The organism is Niallia sp. 01092 (assembly GCF_052318935.1).
GTDB lineage: Bacteria > Bacillota > Bacilli > Bacillales > Cytobacillaceae > Niallia.
In genome coordinates this window covers 64,051-87,463 of sequence record NZ_JBQRKO010000015.1, presented here as the reverse complement: position 1 = coordinate 87,463, position 23,413 = coordinate 64,051, and the positions used below count along the sequence as shown (strand labels likewise).

Below are 23,413 nucleotides of genomic sequence, written 5' to 3'. Positions count from 1 at the left end.
CTTCTATTTTTTATATAAATTAAACTTCGTACTGTTTTTTTCTTTCGTTGTCTCTTAATTCTACACGACGTGTTTTACCAGAAGTCGTTTTCGGCAACTCTTCAATAAATTCTATTTTTCTAGGGTACTTATAAGGTGCTGTTAACTTCTTAACATGCGTCTGCAGTTGTTTTATTAATTCATCTGTTCCTTCTAGCCCGTCTCTTAATACGACAAATGCTTTTACAACATTCCCTCTGATTGGATCTGGACTTGCAACAACTGCACATTCTTTAACAGCAGCATGCTTTACAAGCGCATCTTCTACTTCAAATGGACCAATGGTATAGCCAGAGCTAATGATAATATCATCACTGCGTCCTTCAAACCAAAAATATCCATCCTCATCCTTTTTTGCTCTATCGCCAGTAATATAATAATCGCCTCTATATTGTTTTTGTGTCCTTTCTGGCTCTTTAAAATATTCTTTAAATAACGCAGGTGTTGATTTATGTACAGCTATATCGCCAATTTCTCCAACCGCACAAGTTTCTCCATCTTCATTAATAATTTCCACTAGATTTCCTGGCGTAGGTTTCCCCATTGAACCTGGACGTAGTTCTATCCCTTTTGTAATTCCTAGTAATAGCGTGTTTTCTGTTTGTCCATATCCATCACGAACATCTAAATGAAAATAATGTTTAAATACATCGATTACTTCTCTATTTAACGGTTCTCCTGCTGAAACTGCACTTTTTAAATTCGTTAACTGGAAAGATCCAATCTCTTCCACTTTTGCCATCAAGCGATATTCAGTTGGTGTACAGCAAAGAACGTTCACTTTGTATTTTTCCAGCAAACTCAAATATTTAACAGGATTAAATCTGCCATGATATACGAATCCTGTTGCACCTGATCCTAACACAGATAAAAGAGGGCTCCATACCCATTTTTGCCATCCTGGACCTGCAGTTGCCCATACTAAATCTCCTTCTTCTATACATAGCCAGTATGGTGCAGCTGTCCGCAGGTGAGCATATGCCCAACCATGTGTATGTACAACCCCTTTTGGATTACCAGTCGTACCAGATGTATACGATATAAATGCCGTATCTGATTTTTTCGTCTCACAAAGTGCTAATTCATCAGAAGCTTCTTTTGCTTTTTTGTCTAAATGGTCCCATCCTTCCACTGGATTCCCTAAGACAAAACGTTTAATAGACTGAATTTCATCTATAGCAGCGAGTTCCTCTATAAATGGATAGTAACTAATAACTGCTTTTACATCCCCGTGGTTTATGCGATATTGCAGATCTTTTGCACGGAGCATTTCCGAACTTGGAAGGATGATTAATCCTAATTTAAGGGCTGCTATATATACTTGATATGCTTCTACTAATCGCGGAACGATTACTAATACGACATCCCCTTTTTGTAATCCAGCTTCTTTTAAAACATTACCCATTTGGTTAGCAAGTTTTAACAGATTGGAATACGTTACTTCTTTCGTCTGACCTTCTTCGTTTTCCCATTTTAACGCTACTCTATCTGCATTTTGGGCAAACTTTTCTATCTCCGAAACAAAATTATAATATTCCGGAGCTAGTAATTCTTCTCGACACATTTCTTCTCCCCCTAATAAATAGGTTATAAAAAATCACTTTAGTCATTATACTATTTCTAGAAAATTTTTGAAATAATTATATCACAATCAATCGAAGTCATTTAGGAGAAAGTGGTTGAAAAAGAAGTAGGAAGTAAATAGAATTGCTTCTATTTTAGGTTACTGTTCATAAAGACATGATAAAACATTTATAAAAGTTAGAAAGGAGCGAGGCATTATACCTCACTCCTTGTAGCCATCATATAAAATTATTTTGCATAACCACCAAGTTGTTGTTCAGCCATTTGAACTAAACGTTTAGTGATTTCCCCTCCAACGGAACCGTTAGCGCGAGAAGTTGTTTCAGCACCAAGACTTACTCCAAATTCAGTAGCGATTTCATATTTCATTTGATCTAACGCTTGAGAAACACCAGGTACTACTAATTGATTTGAACTGTTGTTAGCCATGTGTATCACCTCCTTGTGATAATAGAATGTGTAATACACATGACCTTCATTCGTCATTTCTGTTGGTAATTGTTCACAAAAAAACCACATGGTGGCTTGTCCCTCGACACCACCATAACACAGCCTTAAAATAATGAATTTATTTCTTCAGACTGATCTATCCTAACATTTCTTTTTAAAATAATTGTTTCGACTTTCTCTACTGCCTGCTGTATCATTGGCTCAAAATCAACAAAGCTTTCGTAGTATTGAACTTTTTCTTTTTTTGGCTTTGTTTTTGGTAAGGAAGGTACAAATACGGTACAACAATCTTCATACGGTCTAATCGAAATATCATGGGTCTCTATCTTTTGTGCTATGTCAATAATTTCTGACTTATCTACCGTAATAAGAGGTCTTAAAATAGGCGTATTTGTCACATCATTGATTGCATACATACTTTCAAGCGTTTGACTGGCAACTTGTCCTAAGCTTTCTCCTGTCACAATAGCAAGCGCTTCTTGTCTCTTGCGTATTTCATCTGTAATCCGAAGCATCAGCCTTCTTGTCGCGGTCATTGTATAATTTTCTGGAATTTGCTTATGAATTAATTGCTGAATTTCAGTAAATGGAACAATATGCAAAACAAAATGTCCGTTTATATTAGCTAATTTGCTGGAAAGATCGATTACCTTTTGTTTCGCCCTTTCACTTGTAAATGGCGGGCTGAAAAAATGTACTCCTTCCAGTTCTAAACCACGTTTCATCGATAAATATCCAGCTACAGGACTATCTAAACCACCAGAAAGCATAAGCATTGCTTTTCCGCTAGTGCCGGCCGGCAATCCTCCAGCACCTGCTATATTTTCACATGATAAATAGACAGCCTCACTTCTTACTTCTATTTGCACATTAATAGTTGGATTTTTCACATCCACTTTTAACCCTGGAATATTTTTTAACAAATGAGAACCAAATAAATAATTAATTTCCCCAGTATCTAATGAAAAAGATTTATCTGCTCTTCTTGCACTAATCTTAAATGTATTTCCTTCTTTATAAAGAGAGGAAACTAGTTGCAATGCCACCTCTTTAATTGTATCAATATCCCTTTCCAGTTTAATTGCTGGACTAAATGATTGAATCCCAAAAATATTTTTTAATACAGTTGTTATTTCCTCTGGATTTTCACCGTTTAAAATCACATACATTCTTTCTCTTTTGGCTTCTACTTTTGCAAGTGGAAATGAAATTAATGCTTTTTCAATTGTTTTTCTTAATTTATCTACAAATATTTTTCTATTTCTCCCTTTTGTAGAAAGTTCCCCATAACGAATAAGTATACGATCATACATCATTTATTTCATTACACCTCTTAACCATTTTATTGTTTCAACTATTACGTCCATTGTCTTTTTCATTTCTTCCATTGTATTGTCATAACATAAGCTAATTCGAAAAGAGCTTTCTGCCACATGCTGCGGAACTCCCATGCCAACCAACGTTTTGCTTACCGTATTATTTTTAGAAGAGCATGCACTTGTTGTGGAGATAAAAATATTTTGTTCTTCTAATGCATGGACGAACACTTCTGCTTTGATCCCTATTACAGAAAAATTAATGATGTGGGGGACACTGTTAAAAGGAGAGTGTATGACCACATCTTTGATTTCTTGTAATTGATTTCGTAAAAATCGATTGAGCTGTTTGAGTTTTTCTATTTTTTCCTGTTGGACTTGCAATTGCATTCTAAGTGCTTTCGCAGTAGCTACTGCCCCTGAGACATTTTCAGTACCACTGCGCAAATTTCCTTCTTGTCCTCCGCCTGCCAATAATGGCGCTAGTTTTATACCTTGGCGAATATATAAAGCTCCATTTCCTTTTAACCCATGAAATTTATGAGCCGAAATAGTATATAAATCAACATTTGTCTCTTTTATCGAAATGGGTGCTTTTCCTATACCTTGCACACCATCGACATGGTAAATAATTTTTCGATCGTAGCTTTTTAACATTTTCCCAATTTGCTGAATCGGTTGAATAGAACCAATTTCATTATTCACATGCATGATAGAAACGATAATGGTATCTTTTTGAATATGTTGTTTCACTTCTTCTACAGATACGACACCTTTTTCATCAACAGGAATATAGGTAACAGAAAATCCGTCTTTTTGCAGTTGCTCGAGGACTTTATGAACAGAATCATGCTCTATTGCTGTTGTAATAATATGTTTGCCTCTGCCTTTATAAAAATGAGCAGCTCCCTTTAAAGCAAAATTATTGCCTTCTGTACCACCTGATGTAAAAAATATTTCCTTGCTATTTACATGCAGCAGGTCAGCAATTTGCTTCCTTGCTTGAAAAAGGAGTTTTTCTGCTTGTCCTCCTAATGAATGCAAGGAAGAAGGATTGCCAAAATAATTAGCCGCAACAGTTGTATATGACTTTAACACTTCTGGAAATGGCTTAGTCGTCGCACTATTATCTAAATATATCATAAGCCTCACCTTTCCTGTATACTTGCCAACTTTAAATCCTATCATAGTAACTTGTATTTGAAAATATAAATACATTCTATCGTAATATTTTTGTTTTGTTTAAATCAACATTATCGTTTAACAAAGCCTTTCCATAAAAAACTTACACGGAGACTCATCCCCCGTTTCCACCATCTAACAAGGAAAAGGCAGACTCAAACCTAATAAAGGCGCCGCGAGCGAGAGAAACTCCCCTATACATTCGAATAAAAAACAAAATATTGAGCACAATACCGTGTTTATTTCGATCCCAATCACGCAGCTCCGACCCTTTTTCCATACAAAAAAAGAGAGAAGTTCTACTTACGTAGTATCTCCCCTCTTAACATTCCACAAACATTTGCTTTTTTCGTTCTTTAGCCGCCCTGCTTAGTTTCATAAACTATCCGAAGTATTCCCGCTCTTCACAAGGTTCATGACATAATGACAAGCACAGCAACCATTAATAAGCTTATCAAAAGTTACCAAAATGAGCTATGTATACACACTCTATATTCAACTATATTGGTTTTCTTTTTCTGTTTGCTCGAGAATCCATGCTTCTAAACGTTTTGTACTTCCCGGTTCCACCTCTTCAATTGTGGTTGCAGCCCGCTCAAAAGCTTCTTTATATTGAAATTGTCTAAATGCCGCTTCTGCTTCTGATAAATTTCTTTCCACTCTCGGGTATTTGCGCCGGTATCTATTACCATATTGAATTAGTTTCTCTGCTAATAAAACAGTTTCTACCAACTCATTTGTTGCATAAATAAAGGAAGAAACAGTACTTTCTGCCTGTTCTAGCAAGGTATGTACAGATGCTATATCCAATGGAGCTTCTTCTAAAACCGTTTTTACTTTTGTAATACTTTTTTTCGCATCATGTAATAAATGAGTATATTCATTTGTTACACCAGGCAAATTACTATTTGTTACCAATCTAATGGACTGTGTAATTTCTTTGTTTAAATCTTTAATTTTTTCACGGGCCGCCACTTCATCTTTTCTTAATGCATGCAGCTTCTCGAATAAAATTATTTGTTCGTCTGATATACTTTCCAACTGCTCTTTCAGTAGCTTTAACTCTTCACATAACACAGAATGTGCTGCAGTTTCATTTAGTAGCTTATGTTCTAAAACCTCATATTGTTTATATAAGTGTTTTACTCGTTTTTCAAGCTTGTATTGCAGCTCTAAATCTTCATTATGTAAATGATAGCTTCTTTGCAATAATCCAAGTTCCGATTGCAGTCGTTCATTTGCTTCATTTATATTGCCAAGAACTTCTTTTGCTGATGCTAAATTTTTATTCCAATAATTTTTTGCAAGTACTTCTTTTTCCAACAAGTCATATAATACTTCTATCTTTTCTTGTATATCAGCTATAGTAGACTGGAGTTTTTCTACTTGTCCATCACGTATATAATTATTACATGATTGCAAGTCTTTTTCTATTTCCTCTACTTCAATATCCAATTGAATATGCTCTAAAATAAATCCTTGTTCAAGCATTTCTTGATAGCCATCTTTTAGCTCATTAATTTGCTCTGGTAATTTTGTTTGACACTCTATTAATAACGGGGGAATATGCTCGATTAAAAACCCAATATGAGATACAATTTCGTCTGTCTTCAACACGATTTCTCTAGCTTCTAAATAATCTCCGTTATTTGTTTTCTCTTCAAATTCGTTTAATAAAACGGAAGCATCTTTTAACATTGCTTCTAATTTTTTTTCTGTTTTACCAAAAGTATGTCTGTGTGCTAACAGTGCTTTTTTACTTTCCCGATATGCTTCTTGAAGTGTTTCCATCTCTGTTCGGTTTTTCTCTTCACTGCCAACAAGGTTATTTAATTCCTCTAACATAGATTCAATAGATTTTTCCATTTGTTCCATTTTTTGACGAACCTTACTTTGTTTCTGTTTTGCTTTTTTAAATTTATACTTATCAATAAACTCTTCTGTATCAAAAAGCATCTCTTCTACATCTGGTAATTGTACTGTAACGATGTCATCCCATTTCGCTCTCCAATTTTCAAACAATTCTTCTGTTTGTCCGATCATATTTAACTGTTTTACTTTAGAAAGCTCTTCTAGTACCGGCCGATTCATAATATCAATCTTCCAATTTTCTAAGTCATCAACCATCCTATAATATTTTCGTTTAATAAAATATCCAGACGCGAATAGGCATAAGATAATGACTACTCCTGCAATTATGTAATCCATTTGAAGCCCCCTGTTCTAACACCGACCCATTTTATTCTATATTAAATGTATGTAAAGTTGTTTTTATTTGTATTTATGATACCATGTAACCGACATTTTTTGACTATTAATTTAATTTTTTTTTTAAAAGAAATTCAGTGAATTTTGCAGCTTGAACAATAAACCAAAGAAGAAAAGCGGAAGCGCCTTGTTCAGCCCTGAAGAAAAATGTTCATTTTGCTCGTGAAAGTACTTTTTACTTCTAATAGCAAAGGGTTATTTTTCACAAGGGCTAGGCGCTGTTATCTAGGTATGGACCCAACCGCTTAAGTTATCCACAACGTTGTTTCGTTTATGTTTCCTGGTAAGAAATAAAAATAAATATATTAAATGTTTCTTAGTCATCTGTATAATAATTGATAATAACATTTTTTTAGATGGAAAGGATGAATCTTTTATGTTAAAAAAAGATGGCCATATCCATACATCCTTTTGTCCACATGGAACAAAAGATGCATTGGCTGATTATATTGAAAAAGCAATTTCATTAGGATTTAACGAAATATCTTTTACAGAACATGCTCCCTTGCCAAAAGGCTTTGTAGACACTACTCCTACTAAAGACAGCAGCATGTCACTTGAAGAGCTACCACATTATATATCCGAAGTAAATGCTGTTAAAGAAGTTTATAAAGAAAAAATAAAAGTCAATGTTGGTCTAGAGATTGATTATATCGAAGGCTTCGAAAAAGAAATCCGTGACTTTTTAACAATCTGGGGAGATAAGCTGGACGACAGTATTCTTAGTGTACATTTTCTAAAAAAAGATCATGCATATGATTGTGTCGATTACAGTCCAGATTTATTTGCCGAAATGATAAAAAACTATGGAAGTGTGGAATCGATCTATGATTGTTATTATAAAACAGTCGAAAAATCAATAAAAGCAGATTTAGGACCGTTTAAACCTAGTAGAATCGGTCATATAACACTCGTACATAAATTCCAAAAAAAATATCCGATTAATAAAGACTACCTTCACACAATCATTGCTTTATTAAATGAACTAAAAAAGCAGAATTTAGAACTGGATTATAATGGTGCAGGTGTAAATAAACCATTATGTGGAGAGCCATATCCTCCAAAATGGATTGTTCAAGAAGCAAAAAAGCTGCAAATTCCATTAATTTACGGATCTGATGCCCATCAAGTGAAAGATTTAGGACAAGGTTGGGATCAGACGTTAGGAAATTGATAACGATTTTGCATCTAAACAAATCACTTCATCAATCCATTTATTAATTTCTTCTAGAAACTTTTTTGTAAAATACGCTTCATGTAAAAAAACATGGAGTACTTCTGTTAAATAATACGTATGAAGAAATGGCATAGATAAAAGACTTTTCAGCTGCATAATACTGTAAGGAATTGTTTGCTTTTTAAATTCTTTTTGTTTTATGCCTTCTTCTAAAATTTTTGTCAAATAAAAACGTTCTTTCACATAATACGTAGACATGATTTCACGGACTACTTGTGAATCAATGGAAACTTCCCTTAATACAAACCTCGTTAAATGTGGATGCAAACATTGAAAATTAATAATTGCCTCCACTACTTTTTTTAACCTCTCTGTCGCACTAAATGAAACAGAAGAAATGCCATATTCTAATACTTCTAAATATTTTTCAAAATAGTTTGTAAAGCAATATTCTAATAAACCATGCTTCCCCTTAAAATAATAGGAAATATTCGCTACATTAACATTTGCATGCCCTGCAATATCTCTAATAGATGTCCCATCATATCCATTTTGATTAAACAACGTAATAGCAGACTCGATAATGACTTCTCTTGCATTTTTTTTCATATTTGCTCGCCTCTTTCCTCTTGCTAATAAATTAAAAATATGATTGAATAAATTAAATCTCTGAACGTCGAGAAAGTGTTTATTAGGCTGAATAAATTACATTAGTCCATTTTTATCCATTGTAGTTTTGAACTACTTCTTATACCTTTTTTCAACAAAGCTGTTTTCTAAAAGTTTGTTGTTTTTGAATAAAATAATAAACATGGCTGAAGCACTGAGCAGCCTGCATACACGTAGACTCCTGCGGGAAAAGCGAGAAAGACGAGACCCCACAGGAGTATAGCATTGATGCGGCTCGGCACTCGCCCGCGGAAAGCGAAGTGTATTCAGGCTGCGGGGTAGATAACAACAATCTATATGAAAAGAGCGTTCAACAAAAATGGACCTTACTATAAAATTCTTGCTAACTATCAGCATTCCTTTAAAAGAATCTCGACAAAGTCTTCGCTATTTCAGCGTTTTTTTGCAAAAATATGTATAGTTGATGAAGAAAGTTAGGTGTATTTCATGTTTAACGTCGAATCATATAACGGTAACCGTGAAGAAAAGTATCAATTAGTAGAAAAACAGTTAAAAGCTCTTCTTGAAGGAGAAAGTAATATCATTGCCAACCTTTCAAATGCAGCAGCATTGTTGAATCACTTTTTGGACCGAGTTAATTGGGTTGGGTTTTATTTAGTGGAAGATGGGGAACTAGTGCTTGGCCCTTTCCAAGGTTTGCCTGCATGTGTACGTATCTCCTTCGGCAGAGGTGTTTGCGGTACAGCAGCAGAAAAAAAAGAAACGATTCGTGTAGAAGATGTTCATCAATTCCCAGGACATATCGCTTGTGATGCAGCTTCCCAATCCGAAATAGTAGTACCATTGCTGAAAGAAGACGGAACATTACTTGGTGTACTTGATATCGATTCTCCCGAAAAAAACCGTTTCGATGAAATAGATCAAAAATATTTACAACTATTTGTAGATACTTTAATTAAGTTTTTATAAGAAAGGCGGAATCGCCTTGTTCAAACCTTGTGAAAATTTTTATTCTTATCTTTTAAGAAGGCTGTTTTCTCAAAGTTTGTTGTTTTTCACAAAAAAAACATTTGGAAAAGTGTTTCTTAGCAGCCTGCATACACGTAGACTCCTGTGGGAATGCGAGAAAGACGAGACCCCACAGGAGCGTATGGCGACGAGGAGGCTCGACGCTCGCCCACGGAAAGCGAAGTGTATTCAGGCTGCGAGTTAAAATGCAACAATCTATACAAAAACAGCCTATAAGAAAAACGAAATAAAAAACTAGCTCCAACAAAATGGAACTAGTTTTTCAGGCTCTATTCACTTACAAGATACGTATTTTGAATAACCACTCTATCTTTTCCAGATTCCTTCGCCACATAAAGCGCTTTGTCTGCTCGTTTAAAAATAGCTTTATAATTATCGTTCATTTCTTTATTCCAATAGGATACACCGCATGAAATCGTTACAGAAGGAGAAGAAGTTTCTCTTACTTTGGACACAAGTCTTTCCGCAATAATAATTCCGATAGAAAGCGGAACCTTTGGCAAATAGATGGCTAATTCTTCCCCTCCCCATCTTGCGCCAATATCTGTACCTCTTATATTTTCCAATATAATATTAGCTACTTGAATAATTATTTCATCTCCTACTTGATGGCCATATGTGTCATTCACCGCTTTAAAATTATCAATATCAATAAGGATAAAAGTTCCTTCTGTATCTTCTTGTAAAGAATGATGTATTTTTTCATCAAGAAAATTCCTGGAGAATAATTTCGTTAGATGATCTGTAACAACTAATTTTTCTAATTCTTCTCTTAACATGGAGTTGGTTAAGGCTAATGTAGAATGGTGTATTAATGATTGTAATAATTTAAATGTATCAAATGAAAAGTGATATGGTGCTGAATGCATCACAATAGAAAACCCTTTTAAAGTACCTGTTTGCATCATTGGCACAGCCATAATCGATTTATACTTTACATTTTCATGCCCCTCAATAAAAAAGTCACCCAAAAATAATGCATCTTTTTCCATTTTAATTTTTTCTTTAAAATACTGAATATAAGATTCCGCTTCATTTGAATGAAAAAAAGGAGTACTTCCATGCAATACTGTAATGGCATTCGATTCTGAAGAGAAAAGAATAAATCCTACTTCTTCCGCATCAAAACTAGAAGAAATTCGTGCAGACATATAAGTCATCATTTCTGTTAATCTTAAGTTAGAGTTTAAACGATGTGACGTCTCATTAATTAACTGTAAATCAAAAACTAACTTTTTGGATTGTTGATATAGTTGTGCATTTTCCAATGCACTTCCTGCTGTGTTCGCTAATAATGTAATAAACTCGACTTCACTTTTCGGAAAATTAAATGTATTTGGCGCAATAACTTGCAACACACCGTAAACTCCTTGTTTTCCTTTTAATGGGGCATATAAAATAGATCTTCTTTCTTCCATAGAGTTCTCAAATTGAATATCACCTGTTACATACGCTTGCATAGCTGCAATATTTTCACTATCATACTCTAAATCCTTTATCGGCAAATCTATATGACTGTTGTTATCATGTGATAATAACAAATAATACGTAAAGGTTGGATAAACTTCCTGCAATGTATAAATAATTTCACCAAGTACACCTTCTATTTTCATAGAAGAATGAAACTTTTGCGTTACGCGAAATAATTGTTTATATCGTTTTTCCTCCATAACAATTTTTATTAAGCTTTGCACTTTATTAAGAAAAAAACCGCTCTCTTGACATAATACTTCTAATAATGTATTACTAAATTCATTCTCTACTGATTCTTCTTTCGTTTTTATCACAAAAAAATGTTGAAATACGTCTTTGTTTTTTAATGGTAATAACAAATCATAACCAGCAAGCAATTTAATTGAATTCGGTTTCCGATGTACCGCTTGACTCGCTAACAAAAGGTTCATTTCCTTTGTATTCGGCAAAAGAGGATAATGATCAGAAGAAGCAGTTGTTGCTTCCACCATCCAGTAATCATTCCATTCTTTACAACTATATAAGGCAACTTCCTCTACATTTAATACACTTTTTATGATAGTTAACATTTCACTAAGCAATTGTTCATAGTTTAAATTGTGGCTTTCTGTATCGACAATATCGAAAAAGCGACTTTTTATTTTTAATATTATTTGGTGGCCAAGCATATCCATCTATTTATCACCTAATTCACCTTACTTTTTCAAACTATTTTTTATACATCGAATCTTCTCTTTTACAAAGAAGAAATGTCTTTCATTTTTTACTAAATGATACATAAATGACGAAAGCAATGTACCTCGCTTATTTATTACTAGCTTTAGTGGGATATTTTAAAAAATTCATGTTTTTATTATGTATGTATTATCTTTCTTCACTGTGAAGAATATGTTTTGAAAACATAGAGTGGAAATCAAGTTAACTTCGGGATTTTAGAAAAATGAAGATAAATGACATTTTACAGCACAAACGACAGAACCTATGAAATAAACATTCTCCTTATTCTATACACAAAAGGAATAATTAGGAAAAACCTCTTGTTATAGAGGCTCTTTAACACATATTATTTACGTCATTCCTTATAAAAATCTAAGGTCTAAAGTTAAATAGTACTTGAAGAGGATGTTCAAAAAATCCGGGACCATAGCTGCCGAATCACTTCGTTGTAGTCTTATTTAAGTACTCAACAAAGTACTTCCTACTATCCAGGCTACCGTAACTCGACCTTCCCTGCTCTAATTGTCCTCTGTTTTGAATACGCACTGAACTGTATCATGTAAGAAATTATTACTAAAATAGTTATAATAATAATTATAGCATATAGGATGAAATGCTTGGTAAAAAATAATTTTTTTCATGAAATCTAAATTTTTCATCATAAACGAATAATTAAGATGAATATATACTTGACTTTCTATTATAGAAAACCATATAATATTCTTTGTGTAAAATATTGCAGCATATGTTAAAAGCTTTTTGTTTCATTCTGTTCCTCAATTTTATTGATGGTGTATTGTGTAACCCTTGGCTGCTAGGGCGAAGGTACATGAAGACAAAATGAACATAAATGCTGTTGCATCTGTTTTTATTTTATACCAAATAAAAACATGAAGGAGGAGTCAATTATGGCTCGATATACAGGTCCAAGCTGGAAACTGTCCCGCCGTTTAGGCATTTCATTAAGTGGTACTGGTAAGGAGTTAGATAAACGCCCTTACGCACCAGGACAACATGGTCCAAACCAACGTAAAAAATTATCAGAATACGGTTTACAATTACAAGAAAAACAAAAATTACGTCATATGTATGGTGTAAATGAGCGCCAATTCCGTAATTTATTTGATATCGCTGGCAAAATGCCTGGTAAACATGGTGAAAACTTCATGGCACTTTTAGAAACTCGCCTTGATAACGTTGTTTACCGTTTAGGTTTAGCTCGCACTCGTCGTCAAGCACGTCAGCTTGTAAACCATGGCCATATTTTAGTAGATGGATCTCGTGTAGATATCCCATCATACCGTTTAAAAGCTGGTCAAACAATCACTTTACGTGAAAAATCAAGCAACCTTGCAGTTGTAAAAGAAGCAGTAGAAGTTAATAACTTTGTACCAGATTTCTTAACTTTTGATGCTGATAAATTAGAAGGTTCATTCACTCGTTTACCTGAGCGTTCTGAACTTCCTGCAGAAATTAACGAAGCGCTTATCGTTGAGTTCTACTCTCGTTAATAGATATTCTTTGTTAATTATCTTATTTAAAACCCTAGAAGCATCTAGGGTTTTATTTTTTTGCTTTAGCAATTTAGTTAGCATTATTAAGTTTTATCTCTTTGCAGCTTCAGCACCTACCCCTGTGAAAGATAACCTCATGTCTCTAAAAGTAAAAAACACTTTTTGAGACATGAGGTTATCTTTCACAGGGGCTGATTAAGGCGCTTCCGCTTTTCTCATTAAAACTTAATTAAAAAGTATTTTTTCTTGCCACGGCGAATTACCGTGAACTGTCCTTCAATGCGGTCTTCTTCTGATAGTGTATAATCTAGTTCTTGTTTACGCTCTCCGTTAATATAAACTGCTCCATTTGTAACATCTTCTCTAGCTTGACGCTTGGAAGAAACAATGCCTGCTGCTACAAGCAAATCGACTAAAACAGCTTCGCCTTCTTTATGCTCATATGTTGGCACATCTTTAAACCCCTGTTTAATTTCATCTGCTGTTAAGTTTTTAATATCACCGCTGAATAACGCTGCAGTAATTTTAAGGGCCTGCTCTAATGCCGCTTCCCCATGAATTAATTTTGTCATTTCTTCTGCCAATGTTTTTTGCGCTTTGCGTAAATGCGGCTCTTCTTTAACAGCAATTTCTAATTCTTCAATCTCTTCTTTTGATAAGAACGTAAAGAATTTTAAATATTTTACTACATCAGCATCTGCAGTGTTAATCCAAAATTGGTAAAACTCGTATGGTGTTGTTTTTTCTGGATCTAACCATACAGCACCACTTTCTGTTTTTCCGAATTTAGTTCCATCTGCTTTTGTTACAAGCGGAATCGTAAATCCGTATGCTTTTGCTCCTTCAGGCATTGTTTTTCTAATAAGCTCTAAACCAGTTGTAATGTTTCCCCATTGGTCGCTTCCGCCGATTTGCAGCTTACAATCATGATTTTCATATAAATGTAAGAAGTCAAGGCCTTGTAAAATTGTATAAGTAAATTCTGTAAAAGAAATTCCTGTTTCTAAACGGGATGAAATGGTATCTTTCGCCAACATATAGTTAATGCCGATATATTTTCCATAATCCCGTAAAAACGTAACAATATCCATGGATCCTGCCCAGTCATAGTTATTTACCATAACTGCCCCATTTTCTCCATCAAAATCAAAGATTCGTTCTAATTGGCTTTGCAGGCATTTTACGTTGTGCCCAATAATATCAAGTGTCTGCAGCTTGCGTTCTTCACTTTTTCCACTCGGGTCCCCAATCAAACCAGTAGCGCCGCCCACAAGCACAATCGGACGGTGTCCTGCATTTTGGAAACGTCTTAATGTTAAAAATGGCAAAAGATGTCCGATATGCATACTGTCAGCTGTTGGATCTACCCCACAGTACAACGATGTCATGCTTGTGTTTAGTTGTTCCTTTAAGCCTTCCTCATCTGTTTGTTGGTATACAATGCCTCTCCATTGCAAGTCCTCTAATAAGTTCATATTTTGTATCCTCCATTTATTTCAAAATAAAATTATTTATCATTCCTATATTAATTGTTATTTTTATTCGACTGGCCTTCCACAGGATGTAGTGACTTCCTCTTTAAACAGCAAAAAGCCCCTGCATAAATATGCAGGGACGCAATGAAGCGCGGTACCACCCTATTTGAGAAAAAGATTTTTCTCCACTTAAAAAAGATAACGGCATATCCCGTTCACTGATACTACTTGTATTTCCCAGTGAAAGCTCGAGGAGGTAATTCATCCTTTTATTTATGCCGTTTTTCACCACCCAACGGCTCTCTAAAAATAGGGATAAAAGAACTACTTATTCCTGTCAACACAATAACGAATCCATATATAGTTGAGTTATTTTTATCATAAAAACAAGATATATGTCAAATGCTTTCTCGAAAAAAATCGAATTGTCCTTCTCCTTTATGCTATAATGTATGTGATTTTAGGGGGAATGATACAAATGAATAAAAAGTGGGAGTGGAATAATTTTATAGAATTATTCTCAAACTTCTTTACCAATAAAAAAACGGTCAAAGGAGCACGTGTTACATATGAAGTGACTTGGAATATCGTTTTACTATTTATTATTGTTCTATTAGTAGGCGGAGGATTTGCCGCAGGAATTGGAGCAGGATATTTTGCCTCTTTAGTAAAAGATGAACCGATTCGCTCCTATAACACAATGAAAAAAGACATCTATAATTATGAAGAAACATCTGAACTATATTTTTCCAACAATGTATATTTAGGCAAATTGCCTACAGACTTGGAAAGAGAAGAAGTAAAAATAAAAGATGTTTCTCCCTATTTAATCGATGCGGTTGTATCCACAGAAGATCAATATTTTTATGAACATAATGGGGTCGTTCCGAAATCTATTATGCGTGCTTTATTTCAAGAAGTTGCGAATACCTCTAGTCAATCCGGCGGAAGTACATTAACACAGCAGCTTATTAAAAACCAAATACTTACAAATGAGGTTTCTTTTAAAAGAAAAGCAAAAGAAATTTTACTTGCTCTAAGACTGGAAAAATTTTTTGATAAAGAAGAAATTTTAGAAGCATACTTAAACGTATCTACTTTCGGAAGAAATTCATCTGGTCGCAATATTGCAGGTGTACAAGCTGCAGCAAACGGACTATTTGGCGTTGATGTAAAAAAACTAACATTGCCTCAAGCTGCCTTTATTGCCGGATTGCCACAAAGTCCCTTCGGATACACTCCTTTTACACAAGAAGGAAAAGTAAAAGAAAACTTGGACCCTGGCTTATCTAGAATGAAAACCGTTTTAAAAAGAATGTATGATCAAGATAAAATTTCAAAAAAAGAATACGAAAAAGCAGTAAACTATGATATTACGAAGGATTTTATTTCATCGAAAGAAAGTCCTGTGCAAAAATATCCATGGTTAACGTATGAAATTCAAAAAAGATCCATCGAAATCATTGCAGAAATGCTAGCAAAAAAAGATGGATACAAGAAAAAAGATTTAGAAAAAGATGATATTTTAAGAGAACAATATACTACTCTTGCTGATCGTCAAATTCACCAAAATGGGTATGACATTCATAGCACCATTAATAAAAAAATATATGATAACATGCAAAAGGTTGCAAAAAATTTCCCATACTATGGAACTGTTAAATTTTCAGAACCTGTTGAAACTGGTGCTGTTTTAATTGAAAATAAAACAGGTAAAATCATCAGCTTTGTAGGCGGACTGGATCACAAAAGAGAAGCAACGAACCATGCCACTAGTTCAAAGCGTCCAAATGGTTCTACAATGAAGCCACTGCTCGTTTATGCACCAGCAATTGAACTGGGGACATTATCTCCAGGATCTGTTTTACCTGATGTTCCGTTAAGTTTATTGCCTGGAAGCAGCAGACCATGGCCGTTAAACTATGACAAACAATATCATGGATTAGTTACAGCAAGATACGCATTAACAAAATCATTTAATGTTCCAGCAGTTAAAGCTTACACAGAGATATTGCCACAAAAACCGGCAAGATTTTTAGAAAAAATGGGCTTTACTTCTCTTGTAGAAGATGATTATTACAATCGATCTACAGCATTAGGAGCATTGAGAAAAGGTGTAACAGTCGAAGAAAATACGAATGCATATGGAACCTTGGCAAACAACGGTGATTTTATTGATGCTTATATGATTGACAAAATCGTCGATAAAAATGGAAAAGTTATTTATCAACATAAAGTGGATCCTGTTAAAGTGTTTAGTCCACAAACAGCTTACTTAACATTAGATATGATGAGAGATGTTATTAGTCAAGGTACTGCAACCTCTTTAAGAAATCGCCTAAAATTCCAATCGGATTGGGCTGGCAAAACTGGAACGGGACAAGATTATAATGACACTTGGTTCGTTGCTACAAATCCGAATGTTTCATTCGGCGTTTGGATGGGCTATGACACACCTAAATCCCTTGATTTAACTTATAAAGGCTTATCATATGGAATGAGAAATATTTATCTGTGGGCAGATTTAATGAACGCAGCATATGATGTAGATTCTAGTTTAGTAGATCCATCTAAGCGTTTCCAAATGCCTGGCGGAATCGTAAGAAGATCCATTTGCTCTGTATCTGGATTACTTCCTTCTGAAGGGTGTTCCAAAGCTGGACTTGTTACAACAGATCTATTTAAGTCAGGCAGTGCTCCAAATAAAACAGATGACAGTTTAGTTGCTGGAAAAATTGTTCAGATCGGCGACAAAAAATACATGGCATTAGATTCTACACCAAGTGAATTTGCGGAATCAGGTTTAATGCTGAATCCAGACTATATTGAAAAACTATTCGGAATCAATGTTTCTGACCCTAGCAATCTTGTTCAAAATAACCCAACATGGGATAAAGTTGCGATTCCAACAGACAAAATAAGTGATAATGGGAAAACACCAGATGCTTTAAAAATAGTTCAAAACAAGGATGGAGTATCCTGGTCCCAGCATAGTGAGAATGATATTGTCGGCTACAGGATTTACAAAGACGGTCAAAAAGTTGCTAGTATAAAAGCTGGTGAAACACTTGCATTTAAAGGTGGAAACGGCGCCTACACCGTTAATGCTGTAGATATTGCCGGCAGAGAATCTTCTTCTTCCAACGTAATTACAATCGGACAAGAAAAAGAAGCACCTAAAAAGGATGATAATGCTTCTAAACCAGAAGAAGAAAAAAATCAAAATCCAGCAAATGAAGACAAGAATAATGAAACAGTATCACCTGAGAATAGCCAAAATAATCAAGTAGAAAATAAACCAGAAGAGAATAAACCAGTAGAAAATAAACCAGTAGAGAATCAGCAACCGTTAGATCAAAATCAAGGTGTGAACAATAACAATGGGGATACACCTTCTCCATAAACAATTTTACTTAAACAGCTCGACAATGCCTACAAGCATGTTTTATGCTTGAACATTGTCCAAAGAAAAAGGAATGGCTCTAAAAAAGCCATTCCTTTTTACTTATTTCGTAGATGCTCGTTCTTCTATACGGTGTGGAAGTACAACAATATGATCTTCCACTGTTTCTTTATTCATGTACTTCGTTAATAGTCGCATAGCTACAGCCCCAATATCATATAATGGCTGAACAATCGTCGTTAGCTGTGGTCTTACCATTAACGTAAGCTTTGTGTTATCAGAGCTGATGATTTCAAAATCCTCTGGAACATTATATCCCATATCCTCCGCTCCATGAATAACACCTATTGCCATTTCATCCGACCCAACACAAATTGCTGTAGGTTTATTCGGTAATTCCATCAATTTATCAAACGACTCTAAACCAGATTCATATGAATAGTCGCCTTCCATAACTAAATTTTCATCAAAGGCAATGCCTGCAGCTTCTAATGCTCTTTTATACCCAACAAGTTTTTCGTTTCGATTAATAGGCTCTTCTAAGCTCCCAAGTACAAGTGCAATGACTTTATGTCCTTTTTCAACAAAAGAAGTTACCACATCAAAGGTTGCTTGAGCATAGTCGATATTAACAGAAGAAATTTTCCCGCTTTCTTCTATACTTGCTGCAAGTACAATCGGAACTGGAGATTTTTCAAATTCCTGTACATGCTCTTCTGTAATATTGGCCCCCATAAACACAATGCCATCTACCTGTTTTCCTAACATTGTATTTAATAAATGGAGCTCCTTATCTTTATTTTGATCAGAGTTGCTTAATATAATATTGTATTTATACATCGTGGCAATATCTTCTATCCCACGCGCCAACTCCGCATAAAACGTACTGGAAATATCAGGGATAACCACCCCGACAGTAGTCGTTTTTTTGCTAGCTAAACCACGCGCTACAGCATTGGGTCGATAACCTAAGCGATCAATTACTTCTAATACCTTTTTTCTAGTTGCAGGTTTTACATTTGGATTACCATTAACTACTCTTGATACAGTAGCCATTGATACACTTGCCTCTCTCGCAACATCATATATCGTTATATTCATAATTATAAAACACTCCTTTTGTTCGTACATACCATCAGTTTATTTTGTTGCAAGTAGCTAGAAACTAATCATTTTACTTTGTCTTGATTTAGCTAATCTTGTCTAATTATGTATTTAATCATACGATAACGTTACAAATGCCGCAATGACAAGCTTTCATTTTTTTTCAAAAACATCTACTTTTTTTACTTTTTAATGTAATCACCCTCGCAGAAGTCTCGCAGATTCCTTCCTCTAAAAAACATGATCGTTTAACAGAGCCAAAGATAAAAAAAGCATAGGCTGATGATCCTCCAAACGTTTGGATAGAATCAAACCTACGCTTTTTTTCAAATCGCTCTGTTAAATTTCATTGTTGATTTATAAATGGTCAGGGAATCCACTCGCTTTCCAAATCAACATTATCGTTTAACAGCGCTTTTCATATAGATAAACTTATGCTTTTACAAACGGAGTTGCTTGAATGTTTTTATAAAATTCATCAAACTGGTTTAAATCCATTTGTTGTGCAGAATCAGATAATGCTACTGCAGGATCTGGATGCACTTCCGCCATCACTCCATCTGCACCGATTGCAAGTGCTGCTTTTGCACATGGCAACAGTAAATCTTTTCTTCCAGTAGAATGTGTAACATCAACAAAGACAGGAAGATGTGTTTCTTGTTTTAAAATTGGTACAGCAGAAATATCTAATGTATTTCTTGTCGCTCGTTCATACGTACGAATGCCTCGTTCACAAAGCATGATTTGATCATTTCCTTGTGAAATAATATATTCAGCCGCATTTATGAATTCTTCAACCGTTGCAGCTAACCCTCTTTTTAGTAGAACAGGCTTTTTCACACTTCCTACTGCTTTTAGTAATTCAAAGTTATGCATATTACGAGCACCAATTTGAATCACATCGATATAATCTAATGCTTCTTCAATATGCTCTGGACTAACAATTTCGCTGATTACAGATAAATCATATTCATCTGCTACACGTTTTAATATTTTTAAGCCTTCCACACCAAGACCTTGGAAATCGTATGGAGATGTTCTTGGCTTAAATGCACCTCCACGTAATAAGGTTAAGCCTTTTGCTTTAACCGATTCTGCAACTTTAGCAACCTGTTCATATGACTCAACAGAACATGGTCCGAATACAAACTTTGGAACTCCATCGCCAATTTTTGTTCCTTTTAAATCGATAATCGTATCTTCTGGTTTCTTTTTACGAGAAACTAGCAGCGCTTTGCTGTCATCATCTTGCTGCAATTGTAACCCAGCTTTGAAAATTTGTTTAAATAAATGAGCAACAGTTGCATTATCAAATGGACCGTTGTTTTTCTCTAAAATATTATCAAGCATTTTGCGTTCGCGTACCGGATCGTAACGGTGTGCACCATGTGTTACTTTTGTTTGGGCAATTTCTTGTACGAGTGCAGCTCTTTCATTAATTTTTTCTAGTATTTCTAAATTCACTTCGTCTACACGATTACGCAGTGCATCTAAATCTTTGTTACTCACTATTATCCCATCCTTTATCCTATGTCAATGCAGAAAAATTAATTTATATACACTTTCTATTTAAAAGGATTCCAAAAAGTCGCAAAGTTAAAGCCTCTAATCTCTTCGTTAGCTTGCTTCTAATTTGTTCCCTTTTTGAACACACACTTTAAACAAATTTTAATAATCTTTATCGACATATAAAAATATGTTACATTTCTTGTAATTGGGTTTATTATAAATCATCTTTTTTCCGTTGTCACTAATTTTCTTTAATAATTAAACGCTTTTAAGCGTTAAAGCATTGTAATATTTATTACTTCCTATCATTTCACTATTTTTAAATAATAAAGAAGGTGTCTTTTTGTCTAATAAAGAAAAGTTATTCGCTTTAGATATTGGTACTCGCTCTGTCGTCGGTATTATATTAGAAAAAGAAGAAGAAAATTATCATGTTTTAGAAATTCTTTCCGTTGAACATACAGAACGAGCTATGCTTGATGGTCAAATACATGATGTATTGGCGGTTTCTAAAATTATTCAAAAAATCAAAACGCAATTAGAACAAAATCATGGACCATTACACAAAGTGTGTGTTGCTGCTGCAGGACGTGCACTTAAAACAGAAAAATCTTCCTATTCTGTCAATATGGAAGGAAAACCAATGATGACGAAACAAGATATTTTACATATGGAGCTTACGGCTGTTCAAATAGCGCAAAGTTCTGTTGCAGAAAAAAATAATCGAGAAAAAAGTCAGTTTTATTATTGCGTTGGCTATTCTGTATTACGTTATGTATTAGATGATCAAGAATTAGGAAATTTACTGGATCAACAAGGAAATATGGCCACTGTCGAAATTATTGCTACCTTTCTCCCTAAAGTGGTAGTAGAATCTTTAATTGCTGCCTTACATCGTGCGAATTTAGAAATGGATGCATTAACATTAGAACCAATTGCCGCTATTAATGTACTCATTCCTCCATCCATGCGAAGATTAAATGTTGCACTAGTAGATATTGGTGCAGGAACATCTGATATTGCAATTACCGATTTAGGAACAGTTATTGCATATGGAATGGTACCAGTTGCTGGGGACGAAATTACAGAAGCAATAAGTGATCAGTATTTATTAGACTTTCCACTTGCTGAAGCAGCTAAAAAGGAGCTATCCAATCAAGATATCATTACCGTAACTGATATATTAGGATTTACAACGGAATTACATAAAAACGAGGTAATGGAGAAGATTTCTGTTGCGTTAGATAAGCTTGCGGACAGCATATGCAGAGAAATTCTTGCGCTTAATAATCAAAAAGCACCAAAAGCGGTTATGCTTGTCGGCGGAGGCAGCCAAACACCGGCATTACAGCAAAAAATTGCCGAGATGTTAGAGTTAACATCGAATCGAGTGGCCATTAGAGGGATGGATGCCATTACCAATTTGACGTTTGAAAATTCGATGATGAACGGTCCAGAATTAGTTACACCAATAGGGATTGCGATAGCAGCAGGAAAATCACCTGTTCAATATAAAACTGTATACGTGAATGAACAGCCAGTTCGATTATTTGAAGTAAATAAATTAACAGTCGGTGATTGTTTACTTGCCTCAGGTTTAAAATTGACAAAATTATATGGAAAACCAGGGAACGCCATGATTATCACTTTAAATAATCAAAATATCACCATTCCAGGCACCCATGGTCAAGCTCCGGTTATTAGCAGAAATGGTATAGAATGTTCCTTAGATGATACTGTTGAGAATGGAGAAGAATTAACGGTAAATAAAGGGGAAGATGGCCAGGCCGCAGTAGTGCAAATAAAGGATTTATTAGATGACTTAACAGAAAATATCATTAACATTAATGGTGAAAATCATAAGCTGCAAGCAACTATACGATGCAACGGCAAACCAGCATCACAAGAGACATGGATTCAAGACAGAGATGTTATAGAGTATAAACTTGCAGCTACTATTCAAGATGTCCTTCTTTCCCTGGAATTACATGATTTCCTTGCTGAATTAACACCATTTAAAGTAAAAATTAATGGAAAAGAAACTGTGTTCCCTGCATTTTCCGGAAAAATCCTACGCAACGGTATACAGGCTAAATTATCTTCTACATTTAATCATCGTGATGAACTAACGATAAAAAAGAGAAAGTCACCTACCGTCCAAGAGTTGGCAGAAATAAAACAAGTATTATTATACCAAGTCATCCCTATTACTTTTAATGGAAAAAAACTGACATTATCCAAGCAATTAGCTCAATTTAAAAGAAATGATCAAATTCTTTCCATGGAAGATAAGGTCTTTGATCATGATGACATTATAATAGAGCAAAAACCATTCGAAGGTTTTCTATTCCAAGATTTATTTGCGTACGTGCAAATAGATATGCCGAAAACAAATAACGGTACATTTGAATTAAAAAGAAATGGGAAAACGGCAACATTTTTAACCCCTATTAAAAAAGGCGACGATCTTGACATTATTTGGTCCGTTACGACATCATAAAGGCGGTGTCTGCGGGGCTTCGCATGTTGTAACAGCATCTGTT

Annotated in this window: 15 protein-coding genes and 1 other annotated feature; of the genes, 5 read left to right on the top strand and 10 right to left on the bottom strand. The window is 34.7% G+C overall.

Going from position 1 to position 23,413, the window contains the following annotated elements:
* Positions 1-19: 19 nt before the first annotated feature.
* From mbcS to ezrA, 5 genes are all read right to left on the bottom strand, one after another.
* On the bottom strand, positions 20-1,603 hold the full coding sequence (gene mbcS, locus ACTXGU_RS14975; protein WP_443482329.1) for an acyl-CoA synthetase MbcS: 1,584 nt from the start codon (positions 1,601-1,603) through the stop codon (positions 20-22).
* Between the two features lie 248 nt (positions 1,604-1,851).
* A complete protein-coding gene (locus tag ACTXGU_RS14970) occupies positions 1,852-2,052 on the bottom strand; it encodes a small, acid-soluble spore protein, alpha/beta type (protein ID WP_443482328.1) in 201 nt (66 codons plus the stop codon).
* A 125-nt stretch (positions 2,053-2,177) separates the two neighbouring features.
* Complete coding sequence (gene thiI / locus ACTXGU_RS14965) at positions 2,178-3,389, bottom strand: tRNA uracil 4-sulfurtransferase ThiI (protein WP_443482327.1); 1,212 nt, start codon at positions 3,387-3,389, stop codon at positions 2,178-2,180.
* A complete protein-coding gene (locus tag ACTXGU_RS14960; protein WP_443482326.1) occupies positions 3,390-4,532 on the bottom strand; it encodes a cysteine desulfurase family protein in 1,143 nt (380 codons plus the stop codon).
* Positions 4,533-5,066: 534 nt separating this feature from the next.
* Positions 5,067-6,779, bottom strand: a complete 1,713-nt coding sequence (gene ezrA / locus ACTXGU_RS14955) for a septation ring formation regulator EzrA (RefSeq protein ID WP_443482325.1) — start codon at positions 6,777-6,779, stop codon at positions 5,067-5,069.
* Positions 6,780-7,215: 436 nt separating this feature from the next.
* On the opposite strand from ezrA, the gene hisJ reads away from it, so the two are divergent.
* Positions 7,216-8,013 carry a histidinol-phosphatase HisJ gene (gene hisJ / locus ACTXGU_RS14950; protein ID WP_443482324.1) on the top strand — a complete coding sequence of 266 codons (798 nt, stop codon included), beginning with the start codon at positions 7,216-7,218 and terminating at the stop codon, positions 8,011-8,013.
* Here hisJ and refZ read toward each other — a convergent pair.
* On the bottom strand, positions 8,002-8,625 hold the full coding sequence (refZ, locus tag ACTXGU_RS14945) for a forespore capture DNA-binding protein RefZ (RefSeq protein WP_443482323.1): 624 nt from the start codon (positions 8,623-8,625) through the stop codon (positions 8,002-8,004). The genes hisJ and refZ overlap by 12 nt on opposite strands.
* A 507-nt stretch (positions 8,626-9,132) precedes the next feature.
* Here refZ and ACTXGU_RS14940 point away from each other — a divergent pair.
* Positions 9,133-9,615, top strand: a complete 483-nt coding sequence (locus ACTXGU_RS14940) for a GAF domain-containing protein (protein WP_443482322.1) — start codon at positions 9,133-9,135, stop codon at positions 9,613-9,615.
* Between the two features lie 329 nt (positions 9,616-9,944).
* On the opposite strand, the gene ACTXGU_RS14935 is transcribed toward ACTXGU_RS14940, so the two are convergent.
* Positions 9,945-11,822 (bottom strand): sensor domain-containing diguanylate cyclase, encoded by a 1,878-nt coding sequence (locus ACTXGU_RS14935; protein ID WP_443482321.1) that lies wholly within the window; start codon positions 11,820-11,822, stop codon positions 9,945-9,947.
* 951 nt (positions 11,823-12,773) lie between these two features.
* On the opposite strand from ACTXGU_RS14935, the gene rpsD reads away from it, so the two are divergent.
* The gene (gene rpsD, locus ACTXGU_RS14930) at positions 12,774-13,376 is read left to right on the top strand and encodes a 30S ribosomal protein S4 (RefSeq protein WP_443482320.1); all 603 of its coding nucleotides are present in this window, start codon (positions 12,774-12,776) and stop codon (positions 13,374-13,376) included.
* A gap of 221 nt (positions 13,377-13,597) precedes the next feature.
* Here the strand turns inward: rpsD and tyrS are convergent, their stop codons facing one another.
* Positions 13,598-14,854: a tyrosine--tRNA ligase gene (tyrS, locus tag ACTXGU_RS14925; RefSeq protein ID WP_443482319.1), complete on the bottom strand. Its 1,257-nt coding sequence runs from the start codon at positions 14,852-14,854 to the stop codon at positions 13,598-13,600.
* Between the two features lie 132 nt (positions 14,855-14,986).
* Positions 14,987-15,204: a binding site (T-box leader), on the bottom strand.
* A 128-nt stretch (positions 15,205-15,332) separates the two neighbouring features.
* Here tyrS and ACTXGU_RS14920 point away from each other — a divergent pair.
* Complete coding sequence (locus tag ACTXGU_RS14920) at positions 15,333-18,257, top strand: transglycosylase domain-containing protein (protein ID WP_443482318.1); 2,925 nt, start codon at positions 15,333-15,335, stop codon at positions 18,255-18,257.
* 102 nt (positions 18,258-18,359) lie between these two features.
* Here the strand turns inward: ACTXGU_RS14920 and ccpA are convergent, their stop codons facing one another.
* Together ccpA and ACTXGU_RS14910 are read right to left on the bottom strand one after the other, a co-directional pair.
* Positions 18,360-19,358, bottom strand: coding sequence for a catabolite control protein A (ccpA, locus tag ACTXGU_RS14915; protein ID WP_443482317.1), 999 nt, complete (start codon positions 19,356-19,358; stop codon positions 18,360-18,362).
* Positions 19,359-19,793: 435 nt separating this feature from the next.
* Positions 19,794-20,870 (bottom strand): bifunctional 3-deoxy-7-phosphoheptulonate synthase/chorismate mutase, encoded by a 1,077-nt coding sequence (locus tag ACTXGU_RS14910; protein ID WP_443482316.1) that lies wholly within the window; start codon positions 20,868-20,870, stop codon positions 19,794-19,796.
* Positions 20,871-21,213: 343 nt separating this feature from the next.
* On the opposite strand from ACTXGU_RS14910, the gene ACTXGU_RS14905 reads away from it, so the two are divergent.
* On the top strand, positions 21,214-23,370 hold the full coding sequence (locus ACTXGU_RS14905) for a cell division protein FtsA (protein ID WP_443482315.1): 2,157 nt from the start codon (positions 21,214-21,216) through the stop codon (positions 23,368-23,370).
* Positions 23,371-23,413 lie beyond the last annotated feature (43 nt).